The organism is Micromonospora sp. NPDC048843 (assembly GCF_040649965.1).
Lineage (GTDB): Bacteria > Actinomycetota > Actinomycetes > Mycobacteriales > Micromonosporaceae > Micromonospora > Micromonospora hortensis.
The window spans coordinates 1-14868 of sequence record NZ_JBEZGJ010000060.1; the positions used below are offsets into that span (position 1 = coordinate 1).

11 protein-coding genes are annotated in these 14868 nt (G+C 70.8%); 6 read left to right on the forward strand and 5 right to left on the reverse strand.

Annotated elements, in window-relative coordinates; genetic code table 11:
- Window positions 1-132: 132 nt before the first annotated feature.
- The gene (mmsA, locus tag AB0C20_RS16105; protein WP_112585361.1) at window positions 133-1671 is read left to right on the forward strand and encodes a multiple monosaccharide ABC transporter ATP-binding protein; all 1539 of its coding nucleotides are present in this window, start codon (window positions 133-135) and stop codon (window positions 1669-1671) included.
- Entirely contained in the window at window positions 1668-2918 is a 1251-nt protein-coding gene (gene mmsB, locus AB0C20_RS16110; protein ID WP_238686374.1) for a multiple monosaccharide ABC transporter permease, read from the forward strand. Before mmsA ends, mmsB begins: the two co-directional genes overlap by 4 nt.
- A gap of 58 nt (window positions 2919-2976) precedes the next feature.
- Here mmsB and AB0C20_RS16115 read toward each other — a convergent pair whose 3' ends face one another.
- Window positions 2977-4356: a DNRLRE domain-containing protein gene (locus AB0C20_RS16115; protein ID WP_357568270.1), complete on the reverse strand. Its 1380-nt coding sequence runs from the start codon at window positions 4354-4356 to the stop codon at window positions 2977-2979.
- Between the two features lie 220 nt (window positions 4357-4576).
- Between AB0C20_RS16115 and AB0C20_RS16120 the strand changes: the two genes are divergently transcribed.
- The 4 genes from AB0C20_RS16120 to AB0C20_RS16135 all read left to right on the forward strand — a co-directional run bounded on the left by AB0C20_RS16120 (window position 4577) and on the right by AB0C20_RS16135 (window position 9844).
- Window positions 4577-5887, forward strand: coding sequence for an MFS transporter (locus tag AB0C20_RS16120; RefSeq protein ID WP_357181993.1), 1311 nt, complete (start codon window positions 4577-4579; stop codon window positions 5885-5887).
- On the forward strand, window positions 5884-6867 hold the full coding sequence (locus AB0C20_RS16125; protein ID WP_357181996.1) for a hypothetical protein: 984 nt from the start codon (window positions 5884-5886) through the stop codon (window positions 6865-6867). The genes AB0C20_RS16120 and AB0C20_RS16125 overlap by 4 nt, the downstream gene beginning before the upstream one ends.
- A 122-nt stretch (window positions 6868-6989) precedes the next feature.
- On the forward strand, window positions 6990-8516 hold the full coding sequence (locus AB0C20_RS16130) for an alkaline phosphatase D family protein (protein WP_357568271.1): 1527 nt from the start codon (window positions 6990-6992) through the stop codon (window positions 8514-8516).
- A 14-nt stretch (window positions 8517-8530) separates the two neighbouring features.
- A complete protein-coding gene (locus AB0C20_RS16135) occupies window positions 8531-9844 on the forward strand; it encodes a hypothetical protein (protein WP_357568272.1) in 1314 nt (437 codons plus the stop codon).
- A gap of 34 nt (window positions 9845-9878) precedes the next feature.
- Here the strand turns inward: AB0C20_RS16135 and AB0C20_RS16140 are convergent, their stop codons facing one another.
- From AB0C20_RS16140 to AB0C20_RS16155, 4 genes are read right to left on the reverse strand one after another with little or no spacing between them, the layout of a single operon-like run.
- Complete coding sequence (locus AB0C20_RS16140; protein WP_357182006.1) at window positions 9879-11063, reverse strand: low temperature requirement protein A; 1185 nt, start codon at window positions 11061-11063, stop codon at window positions 9879-9881.
- A 59-nt stretch (window positions 11064-11122) separates the two neighbouring features.
- Complete coding sequence (locus tag AB0C20_RS16145) at window positions 11123-11689, reverse strand: TetR family transcriptional regulator C-terminal domain-containing protein (protein WP_357182009.1); 567 nt, start codon at window positions 11687-11689, stop codon at window positions 11123-11125.
- 51 nt (window positions 11690-11740) lie between these two features.
- Window positions 11741-12406 carry a hypothetical protein gene (locus tag AB0C20_RS16150; protein WP_357182013.1) on the reverse strand — a complete coding sequence of 222 codons (666 nt, stop codon included), beginning with the start codon at window positions 12404-12406 and terminating at the stop codon, window positions 11741-11743.
- Window positions 12403-14844, reverse strand: coding sequence for a PEP/pyruvate-binding domain-containing protein (locus tag AB0C20_RS16155; RefSeq protein WP_357568273.1), 2442 nt, complete (start codon window positions 14842-14844; stop codon window positions 12403-12405). Before AB0C20_RS16155 ends, AB0C20_RS16150 begins: the two co-directional genes overlap by 4 nt.
- Window positions 14845-14868 lie beyond the last annotated feature (24 nt).

Sequence of the window (14868 nt, forward strand, 5' to 3'; positions counted from 1 at the left end):
GACGGTCTTGGCGGGCCGACCACCGGTGATCTCCGCGAAGGGGTCGGTGCGAGCCAGGTCACTGTTGAGGTTGCGCCGCCGGGCCCGACGCCTGGGCGTGTACCCGTCCAGACCTGACGGAGGACAGTGACAATGGACGACACCATCCTCGAGATGCGTCGCATCACCAAGACCTTCCCCGGCGTGACCGCGCTGGAGGACGTCACCCTCGCAGTGCGCCGCGGGGAGATCCACGCCATCTGTGGTGAGAACGGCGCCGGCAAGTCCACCCTGATGAAGGTGCTGTCCGGCGTCTACCCGTCCGGCTCGTACGACGGCGAGATCCTCTTCGACGGCAAGCCGATGCAGTTCCGTGGCATCCGCGACAGCGAGGCCAACGGCATCGTCATCATCCACCAGGAGCTCGCCCTGGTGCCGTACCTGTCGATCGCGGAGAACATCTTCCTCGGCAACGAGCGGCGCGGCCGCAGCGGGCTCATCGACTGGAACTTCGCCAACGCCGAAGCGGCGAAGCTGCTGGCGTCCGTCGGGCTGCACGAGAACCCGGTCACCCCGGTCATCCAGCTCGGCGTCGGCAAGCAGCAGCTCGTGGAGATCGCCAAGGCGCTGTCGAAGAAGGTGCGCCTGCTCATCCTGGACGAGCCCACCGCCGCGCTCAACGACATCGACTCGGCGCACCTGCTCGACCTGTTGCGGGCCCTCAAGGAGCAGGGCATCACCTGCATCATGATCTCGCACAAGCTCAACGAGATCACCGCCATCGCCGACTCGACCACAGTCATCCGCGACGGGCGCGCCGTGGAGACCCTCGACATGAGGTCCGACGAGGTGACCCAGCAGCGGATCATCCGGGGCATGGTCGGGCGCGACCTGGACAGCTTCTACCCCGACCGCGAGTCGTCCCCCGGTGACGAGGTCCTGCGCATCGAGGACTGGACGGTGCGGCACCCGGTCCAGGACCGGATGGTCGTCGAGGGCGTCGGGCTGTCCGTACGCGCCGGTGAGGTCGTCGGCATCGCGGGCCTCATGGGGGCCGGGCGGACCGAGCTGGCCATGAGCGTGTTCGGTCGGTCCTACGGGCGCGACATCCGGGGCCGACTCTTCGTCCACGGGCGGGAGGTGCAGGCGCGCACCGTCGCCGAGGCGATCGACAACGGCATCGCCTACGTCACCGAGGACCGCAAGCGCTACGGCCTCAACCTCATCGACGACGTGCGGCGCAACGTGTCCGCCGCCGCGTTGGACCGGCTGTCCCGCCTGGGCTGGGTGAACGGCAACGAGGAGATCAAGGTTGCCGAGGCCAGCCGCAAGGAGATGAACATCCGCACGCCGAGCGTCATGGCGGTGGTCGGCAAGCTCTCCGGCGGCAACCAGCAGAAGGTCGTGCTGTCGAAGTGGCTGTTCACCGACCCGGACGTGCTGATCCTCGACGAGCCCACCCGCGGGATCGACGTCGGCGCCAAGTACGAGATCTACACGATCATCAACCGCCTGGTGGCCGCCGGTAAGGCGGTGATCGTCATCTCCTCCGAGCTGCCGGAGCTGCTCGGCATGTGCGACCGCATCTACACCCTCGCCGCCGGCCGGATCACCGGCGAGATGCCGGTGGCCGAGGCGACTCAGGAGAGCCTCATGGAGCTGATGACCAAGGACAAGGAGCTCGTCGGATGACCAGCATCAAGACCCCTTCGACGGAGCGCCCCACGCCCCCGGACAGCACGCCCACCGCCGCCCTGCACAGCGGGACGAGCGACCTTCGGGCGCTGGTGTTGAACAACCTGCGGCAGAGCGGGATCTACGTCGCCCTGGTCGTCATCGTCGCGCTCTTCGCGGTCCTGACCGACGGGGTGTTGCTGAGCCCCGGCAACATCACCAACATCGTCCTCCAGTACTCGTACATCCTGGTCCTCGCGATCGGGATGGTCATCCTGATCATCGGCGGGCACATCGACCTGTCGGTCGGATCGGTCGTCGCGCTCACCGGAGCGGTCTCCGCCGTCCTGGTGATCCAGCAGGGTCACCCCTGGTGGATCGGCGTCGTGGCCGCGCTGGTCGTCGGCGTCGCGGTCGGCGCGTGGCACGGGTTCTGGGTGGCGTACGCCGGCATTCCGGCGTTCATCGTGACCCTGGCCGGCATGCTGCTGTTCCGGGGTCTGACCCTGCGGGTGCTCGACAACATCTCGCTGTCGCCGTTCCCGTCCGAGTACCAGCAGGTCGCGGCGGGCTTCCTCAACGGCCTGCTCGGTGGGCAGGGCTTCGACGCCTTCACGTTGCTGATCGGCGCTGTCGCCGTGGCCGGCTACGCGGTCAGTGGCTTCCGCACCCGGGTGGCGCGGATCCGCTACCAGCAGCCCGTCGAGTCGTTCCCGCTGTTCGTCGCCCGGGTCGTGCTGGTTGGCGCGGTCCTCATGTACTTCGCCTGGCAGCTGGCGCACGCCCGAGGGCTGCCGATCGTGCTGATCATCCTGGCGGTCCTGGTGCTGGTCTATGGCCTGCTCACCCGGCGTACCGTCTTCGGTCGCCAGGTCTACGCCATCGGCGGCAACCTGTCGGCGGCGGCGCTGTCCGGGGTGAAGGTCCGCACCGTCAACTTCTGGATGTTCGTGAACATGGGCTTCCTGGCGGCGGTGGCCGGCGTCATCTACTCGTCGCGGTCGAACGGCGCCCAGCCCGCCGCCGGCAACATGTTCGAGTTGGACGCGATCGCCGCGGCCTTCATCGGCGGCGCGGCGGTCACCGGTGGCGTCGGCACGGTGGTGGGCGCGATGGTCGGTGGTCTGATCATGGCGGTGATGAGCAACGGCATGCAGCTGATGGGCATCGACCAGTCGACCCAGTCGGTGGTGAAGGGTCTCGTCCTGCTCGTGGCGGTCGCCTTCGACGTCTACAACAAGCGTCGCGCCGGCACCGCCCGCTGACGCTCGGCCGGTACGCACGTGCCCCCTGCCCGCCTCGCGGACAGGGGGCACGCGTCCGTCAGTGGCAGGTGTTGGTGCCGGTGTCTGCGTAGGTTTGGCCGGCTACTGGCACGAACTGCCAGTCGTAGCTGTTGGAGTGCAGTGTGAACTTCAGGACGCCCCAGGCTGAGCTGTTACGCGCCTCGCTGTTGGGCTGGATGGTGCCGAAGCCGTAGTGGCCGGCGCCGCCCATCCCCGCGACGAAGCTGCGCAGACCCCGGCTGGAATCGGCGCCACCGGCCGGGTTCATCGGGGCGAACCGCTCGTACACGTGGTTGTGCCCCCAGACCACGACGTCTGCGTTGTAGTCGTAGAGGGCCTGGTACAGCGGACGCGTCGACGTCGACGGCGCGTGGTTGGAGCTGGACGTGAACAGCGGGTGGTGCCAGTACGCGATGGTGCACGGCTTGCTGCTGGCGGCCAGGTCCGCGCGCAGCCACTGCTCCTGCGTCGATCCGGCCGACATGCTGATGTTCGAGTTCAGCGACACGACGTGCCAGTTGCCGAGGTCGAACGAGTAGTAGCCGCGACCGCTCGGGCCGGCCGACGTACCGAAGTAGTTGTAGTAGCCGGTCGCGCCCGACGTGTTGTAGTCGTGGTTGCCCGGCGACGGGCGGGTGCGGGACTTGTGCCGACCCCAGGTGGGCTCGTAGTAGCTGTTGAACTGCGACGCCGTCCCGCTGTCGTAGACGTTGTCGCCGGTGGTGAAGACAGTTCCCGGGATGCTGTCGAGCAGCGTCGCGGTGGCGCTGTCGCCGGAGCCCGAGTCGGCGATGTCCCCTGCACCGACGAACACCGGGTCGCCCGACGGAGGCGGCGTGGTGCTCCCGGTGGTGACCACCAGCTGCGGAGCGTCAGCGCCACTCTCTCGGGTGTCGTAGTAGGCGCCGTCACCGCTGGTCGAGGTGGCACCGAAGCTGTACGTGCCGTTGCCGGTGACGGCGGCCGTGACGTCGACCTCGTACCAGCTGTTGCCGCTGACCGCGCCGATCGTGCCGAGCGTGGCCCCGTCGATGGTCGGCTGGTTGTTCCAGGTGGTGCCGGTCTCCGACCAGGTGGTGTTGGACATCCGGCGGAACGTGCCACCGGCGTCGCTGCCGCTGTTGCCGCTGATCGTGCGCAGTCGCAGCTTGGCGCCGGTCACCGTGCCGCTCACACCGCTCACCGTGAAGCGCAGGAACGAGCGCCGCGCTGGCGAGTTGTCGACCACCACCTGCGTGGACGTGCCGTAGTTGGTGGCAGCCGTGTCGCTCTGGACGTAGGTGTCGGCGACCGGCGTGAAGGTCACGCTCGCCGCCGACGCCGCGCCAGCGCCGGTCACGACGACGGCGGCGGTCGCGGCGACGATCACCGTGACCACCCCCAGCGTCAGCGACGGACGGGGGAATCGAATGTCCATCCAGGACTCCTTACCTCGTGGGAGAAGCGCAAGGAATGTAGGAAGGTCGATGAGCCGGCGGGCGACGGGCGGATGAACAGTGCGTCCCGGCAGGCGAACACCTCGGTGTTGTCAGCCCGTTCACCCGACCCTCGCCCGGATGCCACCCGCGGTCCGTTGTGCCCTCTCCACTGAGTACGGACGATGGCTGCCCGTCGACTGTCGATCAGAGGAGATGCTCGTGTACCTGTCGACGGTCTCCCGACCGGTCGCCGAGGAACCCGGGTCGGGGCCCCGACGCCGTCGGCTCGCGATGGTCAGCGGCAACGTCGTCGCGCTCGGCACTGTCAGTCTGATCACCGACGTGTCGGCCGAGATGGTGGCCGCGGTCCTTCCGCTCTATCTGGTGCTGGGCCTTCACCTCAGCCCGGTGGCCTTCGGTGTGCTGGACGGCGTCCACACCGGCGCCACAGCACTGCTGCGGGTCGTCGGTGGTTTCGCCGCCGACCGGTTCCGGCGGCGCAAGCTGATCGCCGGCATCGGCTACGCGCTGTCGGCGGTCGCGAAGCTCGGCCTGCTGCTCGCCGGTCGCTCGATCCCGGCGATCGGCGCCGTCATCGCCGTCGACCGGCTCGGCAAGGGTGTTCGCAGCGCGCCGCGCGACGCGCTGATCACGCTCTCCACGCCACCCGAGGCGCTGGGTCGGGCGTTCGGGGTGCACCGGGCGATGGACAGCGTCGGCGCGTTCCTCGGGCCGCTCGCCGCGTTCGCGGTCCTGCTGGTCGTCGGGCAGTCGTACGACGCGGTCTTCGTCACCAGCTTCTGCATCGCGGCCCTGGCCGTCGTGGTGCTCGTGCTCTTCGTCCGGGAGCACCCGCCCGGCGAGACGGCGGACGGCGAGACGGCGAACGGCGAGACGGCGGACGAGACCAACGACCCGAAGGTCTCCGTCCGCGAGGCGTTCGGGCTGCTGCGCGACGGCCCGGCCCGGCGGCTGGTGCTGGCCGCCGCGATGCTCGGGCTGGCCACCATCGGCGACGGCTTCGTCTACCTGCTGCTGCAACGCCGGATGGACCTTGGCCTGCGCTGGTTCCCGCTGCTCGCGGTGGGGACCAGCCTGGCGTACCTACTGCTCGCCGCTCCGCTCGGCGTACTCGCCGACCGGATCGGTCGCCTGCCCGTGGTGATCGGCGGCTACACCGCCCTCGGTGCGACGTACCTGCTGCTGGCCGGCCCGGTCGACGGTTGGCCGCTGATCGCCTTGGCGCTGACTCTGTACGGGGCCTTCTACGCGGCCACCGACGGCGTGCTCATCGCGCTCGCCGGTCCGGTGCTGCCGGCGCGCCTGCGGACCACCGGAATCGCGTTGGTGCAGACCGGGCAGGCCCTCGCGTACCTCGTCTCCTCAGTGCTGTTCGGTTTGGCCTGGCAGGCGTGGGGGCCGGAGAACGCGATTCGCGTGGCGGCCGTGGCCGTCGCCGGCGTCCTGGTCGGCACGCTGCTCCTGCTGGCCTCCCCGTCCCGACTCACCACCCGGAAGGTGCCCCGATGACCGCGATGTCGACCCGAGGGAAGCTCGGCGTGGTGGTCGCCTCGGCCGTGCTGTTGGGCGCGGTGGCGGCCGGCTACGCCGCCACTGCCGCGCAGGCTCCCCGGACGCCGCCACCCGCCAGCGGCGAGCAGGCGGTCACCCTGGCACCCGGGCCCCGCCTGCTGGCGATCACCGACCGGCACGTCTCCACGGTCGCCGCGACCGACCCGGCCGGGCCGCGCACCGTCGCCGGCCTGGAGTGCCTCCGGGTGTACGCGGCGGCCGGCACCGGGGTCTGTCTGAAGCCGGAGACCGCGTGGTCGTACCAGGTTGTCGTGCTCGACGCGACGCTGCGCCAGACGAAGGCGGTCAGTGTGCCAGGGCTGCCGAACCGGGCCCGGGTCTCGGCGTCCGGCCGGATGGTCTCCTGGACGACGTTCGTCGGTGGCGACTCGTACACCTCCAGTGGCTTCTCCACCCGCACCGGGATCCTCGACACCCGTACCGGCACCACTGTGGCCTCGCTCGAAGAGTTCGCGATCACCCGGAACGGCCGGGGCTATCGCAACGCGGACGTCAACTACTGGGGCGTCACCTTCACCGCCGACGACAACAGCTTCTACGCGACGATGGCGACCGGTGGTAGGCGGTACCTCGTCCGGGGCGACCTCGCGGCTCGTACTGTCGAGACGCTGAAGGAGAACGTCGAGTGCCCGTCGCTGTCACCGGACGGCGCCCGGCTCGCGTTCAAGGAGGCGGTCGACGCCGATCCGGCGAAGGGCTGGCGGCTGTCGGTCCTGGACCTGTCGAGCATGCGGGTCACCCCGACCGCCGAGGTCCGTAGCGTCGATGACCAGGCCGCGTGGCTGGACGACGGAAGACTGGCCTACGCGCTGCGTCGGGACGACGGCCAGCCCGACGTCTGGAGCGTTCCGGCGGACGGGTCCGGCACGCCGACGCTGGTGATCCCCGGCGCGGAGTCGCCCTCCCCGCTCACCTGACGGTCCGATCCCCGCCCCCGGCGGTCCGGACACCTGAACGCCTTGGCGTGGACAGCATTCCGTCATGTCGGATTCCGCCCCGCAGTCATTGCCGTTCATCGACGTTCCCGAGGCTGTTGACCATGAAAAGGCTGAGCCGTCGCATCTTCGTCCTCGGTGGACTGGTGACCGCCGGAGTCGCTGTGACACCCCGCCAGGGTGCCCGCGCCGCGGTGCCGTACCCCTTCAAACTTGGTGTCGCTTCCGGTGATCCGGCTCCCGACAGCGTGGTCCTCTGGACCCGGCTGGCACCCTCCCCGCTCAATGCCGACGGGCAGGGCGGCATGGCCAACGCCGACGTGACAGTGGAGTGGCAGGTGTCCACCACCGACCGGTTCACCTCGCTGGTCGCCTCCGGCTCGGTGGTCGCCCGGTACGCCGACGCGCACTCCGTGCACGCCATCGCGGGCGGGCTCGCCGCCGACTCCGACTACTACTACCGGTTCCGGGCCCAGGGCCAGATCTCGCCGGTCGGGCGGACCCGGACCGCCCCGGCGCCCAGCGCCTTCGGCCGTGACCTGGTGATGGCCTTCGCTTCCTGCGCCCACTACGAGGCCGGCTACTACACGGCGTACCGGAGGATGGCCGAGGACAACCCCGGCCTGATCCTGCACCTCGGTGACTACATCTACGAGGGCGGCGTCGGCAGCTCCACTGTGCGGCAGCACGTCGGCTCCGAGATCGTCTCGCTGGCCGACTATCGCCGCCGGTACGCGCTGTACAAGTCCGACCCCGACCTGCAGGCGGCCCACGCGGCGGCACCCTGGCTGGTGGTCCCGGACGACCACGAGGTGGAGAACAACTACGCCAACATGGTCCGCAACGACAGCAGCCCGACGCTGACCGCCGCCCAGTGGACCGCGCGGCGCACCGCCGCGTACCGGGCCTACTACGAGAACATGCCGCTGCGACCGGCGTCCGCCGCCATCGGCAACAGCATCCCGCTGTACCGACGGGTCCGGTGGGGACAACTCGCCACCTTCCACATGCTCGACACCCGCCAGTTCCGCGACGACCAGGCCTGCGGCGATGGTTGGAAGGTCTGCGCCGACGCGGACCTGGCCTCCCGGTCGCTGACCGGCGCCACCCAGGAGGCGTGGCTGCTCGACGGGCTGGCCCAGCGCTACGGCACCTGGGACATCCTCGGCCAGCAGGTCTTCTTCGCCCAGCAGCTCGACGCGAACGGGGCGGCGAGCATGGACGCGTGGGACGGCTACCGGGCCTCCCGCAGCCGCATCCAGAACGGTTGGCAGCAGCGTGGGGTGCGCAACCCGCTGGTGCTCACCGGCGACGTGCACCGGTCGTGGGCCAACGACCTCAAGGCCGACTACGCCAACCCCTCCTCGGCCACCGTCGGCACCGAGCTGGTCTGCACCTCGATCAGCTCGACCGGCAACGGCAGTGGCAGCACCACGGTCCCGAACGCGGCGGCCAACCCGCACCTGAAGTTCTACTCGGACCGGCGCGGCTACGTCCGTACCACGATCAGCCGCAGCCAGGTCCGCGCGGACTTCCGCGCTGTGAACTCCGTGACCGAGCACGGCGCGGCGGCGTCCACGGTGCGTTCGTTCGTCATCCTCGACGGCCAGCCCGGCCTGCAGGCCGGGTAAGGGAGAGAGCCACCATGACAGCGATCACCGCACTGTTCACCGCGTCCCTGCTGGTCCCGAGCGTGGTTCTCGGCCCGACCGCGATGACCGCCGAGGCGGTCACCTGGACCACAGCGAACAGCGTCGCCACGGGCGACCAGGACCTGCCGTCCATCGCCATGAACCGCAACGGCCACGTCGCAGTGGTCTGGGAGGACGACCGGGACAGCACCGCACCGGAGGACGACACCCACAGCGAGACCTACCTGCGGCTGTTCCGCGACGGCACCCCCGCGTACGAGTTGAAGCTCTCCACCGGGGGAACCAGCGGGGCCGCCTGGCGGCACCTCAGCCCCGACGTCGGGCTCGACGACCGGGGCAACGCCGTGGTGGTCTGGGCCGCCGACGGTGACGGCAACGGCGTCTTCAACATCCAGTACCGGGTGGTGTCACCCACCGGCGCGGTGCTCGGCTCGGGGCAGGCCAACGCCAGCGACGCCGGGCAGCAGATCTGGCCGAAGGTGTCGGTCGACCCGGACGGCGCGCCCACCAACGCCGCCGCCGTCGGCTTCACAGTGGTCTGGGAGGACGTGCAGGGCACCGCTCCCGCCACCGTCAAGGCCGCCGGCTTCACCACCGCCACCACCAAGGCGTACGAGGTGACGGCCTCGCAGACGACTGGCGCGCACCACCGTCCCGACGTCGCGGTGTCCGCCTCCGGCGAGGCGCTGGTGGTCTGGGACGAGGACGCCGACGCGAACGGCTCGTACAACATCGGGCTGACCCGGCTGGCCCGGTCCAACGGTGCCGTGGCGCTGTCGCGGCGGACGGCCAACGCGCAGAGCGGCGGGCAGCAGCAGCGCGCCTCGGTGGCGGCGAACTTCGCCGGTGGCTTCACGGTCGGGTGGGAATCCGACCACACCGGCACCCGGGGTGTCTGGGCCCGATCGTTCACCGCCGCGGGCGCGGCCCGGCACGACGAGGTTCCGGTCTCCACCGGCGCCGGCGCCACCGCTCCCGCTGTCGGCATCGACGACCAGGACAACGTGGTGGTGGGCTGGACGGTGTCCGGCGCCAATCCGGACGTCTGGGCGCGGGGCCTCAACCCGGACGGCACGTCCACCGGCCGGCTGGCGGCCCAGGCGCTGAGCCAGACCACGACGGGCCGCCAGGAGCACTTCGCGGTCGCCGCGTCGCCCTGGGGCGAGGTGAGCGTCTGCTACACCGACGACAACGACGGCAACACCTTCGACCAGGTGCTCCTCGGCCTGGGCACGACGAACTCCACCTGGCTGATGTCCGCCGACGAGCTGCGCCGACTGAAGGCGCGGGGCACCAGGGCGAGCTGAACACGTCGACCCGGGTCGTCTGACATGGGAGGGGTCAGACGGCCCGGGGCAGCCGCTCGTACAGGACCAGGGCGGTGAGGATGGCAGTCAGCAGGCCGAGGGCGGCCAGCGCGGGCAGGATCCGGGACACCGGCAGCAGCAGGAGGACGACGCCGATCGCGACGAGATGGCCCGGCGAGCCGCCGACGGTCAGCCGGAGGAACAGCAGACGACCGATGAGGTAGAGCGCGGCACCGCCGTAGAGCACTGTCGTCGCCGGCCATCCCATCGGCTCCCCGGCGGGGTGCCGAGGCTGATCCGTCAGGCTTGCGAGGATCAGGTGGATGCCCAGGGCGAAGTAGACGACCCCGGCGACCAGCGGCAGGTGCGCCAGCGTGTAAGCGTCCGACGCCAACTGCTGGCGGCGTCGGGTACGCGGCGAGGCCGAGGTCAGCACCTTCGCGGCCTCCGGGGCGACGCCCACGAAGTAGAGCCACCACAGGCACACGGTCGCGGCGAAGCCGAACACCGCGGCCACCAGCATCGGCCAGGCGATCATGGCCAGGCCCACGCCGGCCCCGGCCGACAGCAGGGACTCACCGAGCACGATGATCAGCACCAGACCGTGGCGTTCGGCGAAGTGGGCGCCGCTGCGGACCTCGCCGAAGCTGGCGGCGGTGGCGATCCGGCCGCCGCCGTAGTCGACGAGGAACGCCACTGTCCACAGCACTGTCTGCGCGGTCCCGCCGAGGACGGCTCCCACCAGGAGCGGAACCCAGGCGAGTGTGGTGGACACGGCGAAGCGCACTGTCTGCCGGCGGTACTGCGGGTTGCCGGACGAGGCGTAGGTCATCAGAGCGAGGTGCACCCCGCGGACCACGATGTAGGCGATGGCCAGTGTGAGCGGCGGGCTCAACGCGCCGTCGTGGCGCTGCCATGCCTCCGGGATCACCAGGGCGGCCACGAAGATGGCGGCCATCGCCGCGAGCATTCCGGCCAGCACGGGGCCGTTGTCCGCGCGGACCTGGTTACCCAGCCAGGCGTAGCAGCTCCACGCGTACCAGAACCAGAGCAGGAGCAGCAGGCCCTGGTAGAGGGTGAGCGGTCCCAGCGACTCCGCCATGAAACCGATGAGCCGCGTCAGCGCGAAGACCAGGACCAGGTCGAAGAAGATCTCGAAGGTGGTGGCCCGGTGTGCCTCCTCGACCAGCACCGGCCGGGCCCGGTGGACGCGGCTCATCCGCTCATCCTGGTCGGTGCCGCCCCTCGTTCGGGGGCCAACGGCCAGCTACGACGGGATCAGTCGAAGAGCAGGTCGAGGTGGGCGTCCAGCGCGCCCAGCGCCTGCTCGGCGGTGTACTGCCCGCCCAGCAGGTAGACGCCGAGCCCTTCCATCAGCGCCAGCAGGCCGGCCGCGGCGGCGGCGCGGTGGCGGTCGGGCAGGACGCTGGCGATGAACCCGGTGAACTGCGCGGTGTCCTCGTGCAGGCTGGGCGCGGCCGACGGTCGCACCGCCGTGTAGGCGAGGAACGCGAGCGCCACCCGCCCGTTGTCGCGGGCGGCTTCGTCGAGCGGCAGCAGCGCGGCGAGCATCGTGCGCAGCAGCAGCCGAGGCGAGGGGTTCTCGCCCAGCCGCGCCACCGCCTCGGTGACCCGGAGTTGGCTGCGCTCACGCACCACGCTCAACGCGAACGCCATCATCTCGTCCTTGGTCCGGAAGTAGTGCTGGACCATCCCGGCGGACACACCGGCCTCGGCGGCCACGTGTCGGAGGCTGACGGCCTCCAGGCCCTGATCCGCGGCGACCCGCATCAGCGCGTCCGCGATGAGGGTGCGTCGCTCCTGGTGATCGACCTTCTTGGGCATGGCCTCGATCGTTTCACAGTGGGTGGCCCGGAGACTCCGCCAGCGCGGCGGTCACCGGCTGACGGTCTGGCTCACCGGAGTGCCCCGCGCGCTGCGCAGCAGGCCGTCCGGGTCGTCGGCGTACAGTCGCAGCTCGCTGACCGGCGTGGACCCGGTCTTCGGCAGGTCGAAGGTCAGCGGCCGGCGCAGCAGGACGTCGATGCTGGTCTGGCTGCCGACCGAGATGGACACCACCCGCCGGTCGCCCTCCTGCTCGACCTGCACCGATTTGCTCGACGGCAGCGAACGGTAGCGCTTGCGCAGCGCCTCGACCTCGGTCCACGGGATCCAGACGTCGATGCCCCAGCTGAGCCGCACCCGCAGGCCCCGGTCACCCACGACGTGGGGGTGGATCGTCATGCTGGCGAACAGGCCGATCATCCAGAGCAGACCCCAGATGCCGAGGCCCAACACGATCCAGCGGGCGGGCCGCCACGGCACCACGTGGGTGACCACCACGTCGAAGATCGGGATCTCCACGACCGAGAGGCCGATGAAGATGCCCAGGATCGGCCTGACCACCCCGAGGTAGCCGAACGGCTCGTCGCCGGGCCCCAGCGGCAGTGGACGACGCCGCGCCCACACGTACAGGCTGCGCCACGTCGCGGCCTCGGCCTCGGCCGCCCGCCGCAGCAGCGGGCCCACCCGCGCCCTGGTCGGTGTCTTCGTGTCGGTCATTGTCGTCCTTCTCGCTCGGAGGCCGAGGGTCGGTGCAGCGTGACGGTGCCGGCGCCGCCATCCACCGTGACGAGCTGCCCGGTGGTGATGGTCCGGGTGGCGTCCGGCACGCAGATGACGGCGGGAATGCCGTACTCACGGGCCACCGTCGGGCCGTGCGCCATGATCGCGCCGGTCTCGGTGACGAGCGCCGACGCGGTGAGGAACAGCGGGGTCCAGCCCGGGTCCGTGGTCGCGGCCACCAGGACTTCGCCGGGCTCGACGTGGGCGGTGCTCGGGTCGCGCACCACCCGGGCGGGGCCGGTCACCCGGCCCGCCGACGCACCCACTCCAGTGAGCGTCCCGTCGCCGGTCGATGCCGCCGGCAGGACGGTCTCGACATCCGTACCGTCGGAGAGCAGTGCCACCGGTACCGTCCGACGCCGCAGCTCCCGGCCGTGCACGGCCCGTCGGGCGGTCACGGTGCCGCGCAGATCAACACCCTGGTGTACGACCGTGTGCACCTCGTCGAGGGTCAGGAACATGATGTCGTCGGGCTGGTCCAGCAACCCGCGGGCGTGCAGGTCGGCGCCGATGAGCAGCAGTTGGCGACGGGTCTCGCCCAGCGGGTACAGCCCGGCGAACTTGCCGGCCTCGCGCAGGCCGGCCAACGACCGCGCCCGGCGCAACAGGAAACCGGCGATCCTGCCCCGCACCGGCCGCCGACGCCGAGCTCGGGTGACCAATTCCTCCAGCGCTGTCTCCGCCGCTGAGGCAGCCCGCTGGAAGCGCTGGTCGGGACCCTGTTGCGGATCGGTCACCCGCAGGTAGTTGACGACCGCGGCGAAGACCGGTGTGGGGTCCTCCGCCCAGCGCGGCACTCCGAGGTCGACTTCGGCGACGCCCCGGTGCCCGTAGGTGTCCAGGAAGGCCGCCATGCCGATGTCGGGCAGCGTCCCGTGCAGGTGGCGTGCGGCCAACTCGGCCGGCGGGGTGTCGAGGAGAAGCTGGCGGTGGTCGCCCACGCCCTGGGCGAGCCGCCACAGGGCCAGGTCCATCTCGATGGTGACGTTGTGCGGCATGCCGCCGAGCACAGTGTGGATCTCGTCCGGGCCGGCGATGCCCTTGAGCAGCGCGGTCGGCAGGGCGGCGGCGAGCATCCCGGCGACGATCGGCCACATGATCGCGTCGGCGCTGTCGTCGGCGTCGTCGTCCTGCGCCTGCACGAAGCGCAGCCGGTCGGCGGTGGTACGCAGATCGGCGGGGGCTGCCGAGCTCACCCTCAGCTGCTCGATCGCCTCGAACATCCGGGTCCGCGCGGCCTCGGGACGGGCCAGCGCCCGCAGGATCCCCACCACCGCGCGGCGGGCCGTCCGCAGCGACGCGGCTCCCGGTGCCCCACCGCGCCGGGGGCCGCCGCTGGTCGGGGCGAACCGGGGATCCGCCAGCACGTGCTGCATCACCGCCTGGGCGCGCGGCCCGAAGTCGACGGCCAGGAGCTTCACCAGTCGCTTGCGGGACGACCGGTCGCGCGCGAGGTCGGTCAGGTCACCGTAGAGGCGGCCACCGATGTCGACGATCTCGACCCGTACCCCGAGCGCGGCGAGCATCGCGGCGATCTGCGTCCGCAGTGTCGACATGCCCATCGGAGTGACCGGTTGGAGCATGCCCTGAACGTGCCCGAACTCCAGGTAGACGCGGGGGAGGGGCTTCTCGCTGAGCGGCGGGGCGGGGAACAGGCTGGTGATCGGCCGGGACTGGAGGAGCCACAGCACGTCGTCCGTGTCGATCGCCCACTCCACATCCTGCGGGCCGCCGAAGTGGGCCTGCAACCGCTCGCCGGTGGCGCGGAGGCGGGCCAGCTGCGCGGACGTCAGGCAACCGGCCTCGGTGCGCGCGACGTCGTCGAGGACGTAGTGGTCGACGGCGGCGGCGCCGTCCACCACTGTCGTGCCGAGGCCGGCAGCGGCGTCGACGGCCATCTCGTCGCGGCGCCCGGTCAGCGGGTTCGCTGTGAACAGCACTCCCGCCACCGCGGGTGTGACCATGCGCTGCACGACGACGGCCATTCGCACCGTCTGGTGATCGATGCCGCGGGCGTCGCGGTAGGCGGTCGCGCGGTCACCGTGCAGCGATGCCCAGCATTTCTCGATGGCGGCGATCAGCTCGGCGGTGCCGGTGACGTTGAGGACGGTGTCCTGCTGCCCGGCGAAGCTCGCGTCCGGCAGGTCCTCGGCGGTCGAGCTGGAGCGCACCGCCACCGGGCCCGCGCCGAGTCGCTGGTACGCGGCGACGACCTCGGCAGTGGGCACGACGCCGAGCCGGTGTGCCTCGGTGGTGACGCAGAAACCGTCGGGGACCCGCTCGCCGTGCCTGATCAGCTCGCCCAGCCCGGCCGCCTTACCGCCGACCAGGGCGGTCATGGCGGCGGTCACCTCGGACAACGCGATCACGTGCATGGGAGCCCACTCTCGTTGCAATAC

What these genes read in the sequence shown, in the direction of transcription:
- mmsA (WP_112585361.1), top strand. Translation starts at nt 133, where the DNA reads ATGGACGACACCATCCTCGAGATGCGTCGCATCACCAAGACCTTCCCC.
- mmsB (WP_238686374.1), top strand. Translation starts at nt 1,668, where the DNA reads ATGACCAGCATCAAGACCCCTTCGACGGAGCGCCCCACGCCCCCGGAC.
- AB0C20_RS16115 (WP_357568270.1), bottom strand. Translation starts at nt 4,356, where the DNA reads ATGGACATTCGATTCCCCCGTCCGTCGCTGACGCTGGGGGTGGTCACG.
- AB0C20_RS16125 (WP_357181996.1), top strand. Translation starts at nt 5,884, where the DNA reads ATGACCGCGATGTCGACCCGAGGGAAGCTCGGCGTGGTGGTCGCCTCG.
- AB0C20_RS16130 (WP_357568271.1), top strand. Translation starts at nt 6,990, where the DNA reads ATGAAAAGGCTGAGCCGTCGCATCTTCGTCCTCGGTGGACTGGTGACC.
- AB0C20_RS16135 (WP_357568272.1), top strand. Translation starts at nt 8,531, where the DNA reads ATGACAGCGATCACCGCACTGTTCACCGCGTCCCTGCTGGTCCCGAGC.
- AB0C20_RS16140 (WP_357182006.1), bottom strand. Translation starts at nt 11,063, where the DNA reads ATGAGCCGCGTCCACCGGGCCCGGCCGGTGCTGGTCGAGGAGGCACAC.
- AB0C20_RS16145 (WP_357182009.1), bottom strand. Translation starts at nt 11,689, where the DNA reads ATGCCCAAGAAGGTCGATCACCAGGAGCGACGCACCCTCATCGCGGAC.
- AB0C20_RS16150 (WP_357182013.1), bottom strand. Translation starts at nt 12,406, where the DNA reads ATGACCGACACGAAGACACCGACCAGGGCGCGGGTGGGCCCGCTGCTG.
- AB0C20_RS16155 (WP_357568273.1), bottom strand. Translation starts at nt 14,844, where the DNA reads ATGCACGTGATCGCGTTGTCCGAGGTGACCGCCGCCATGACCGCCCTG.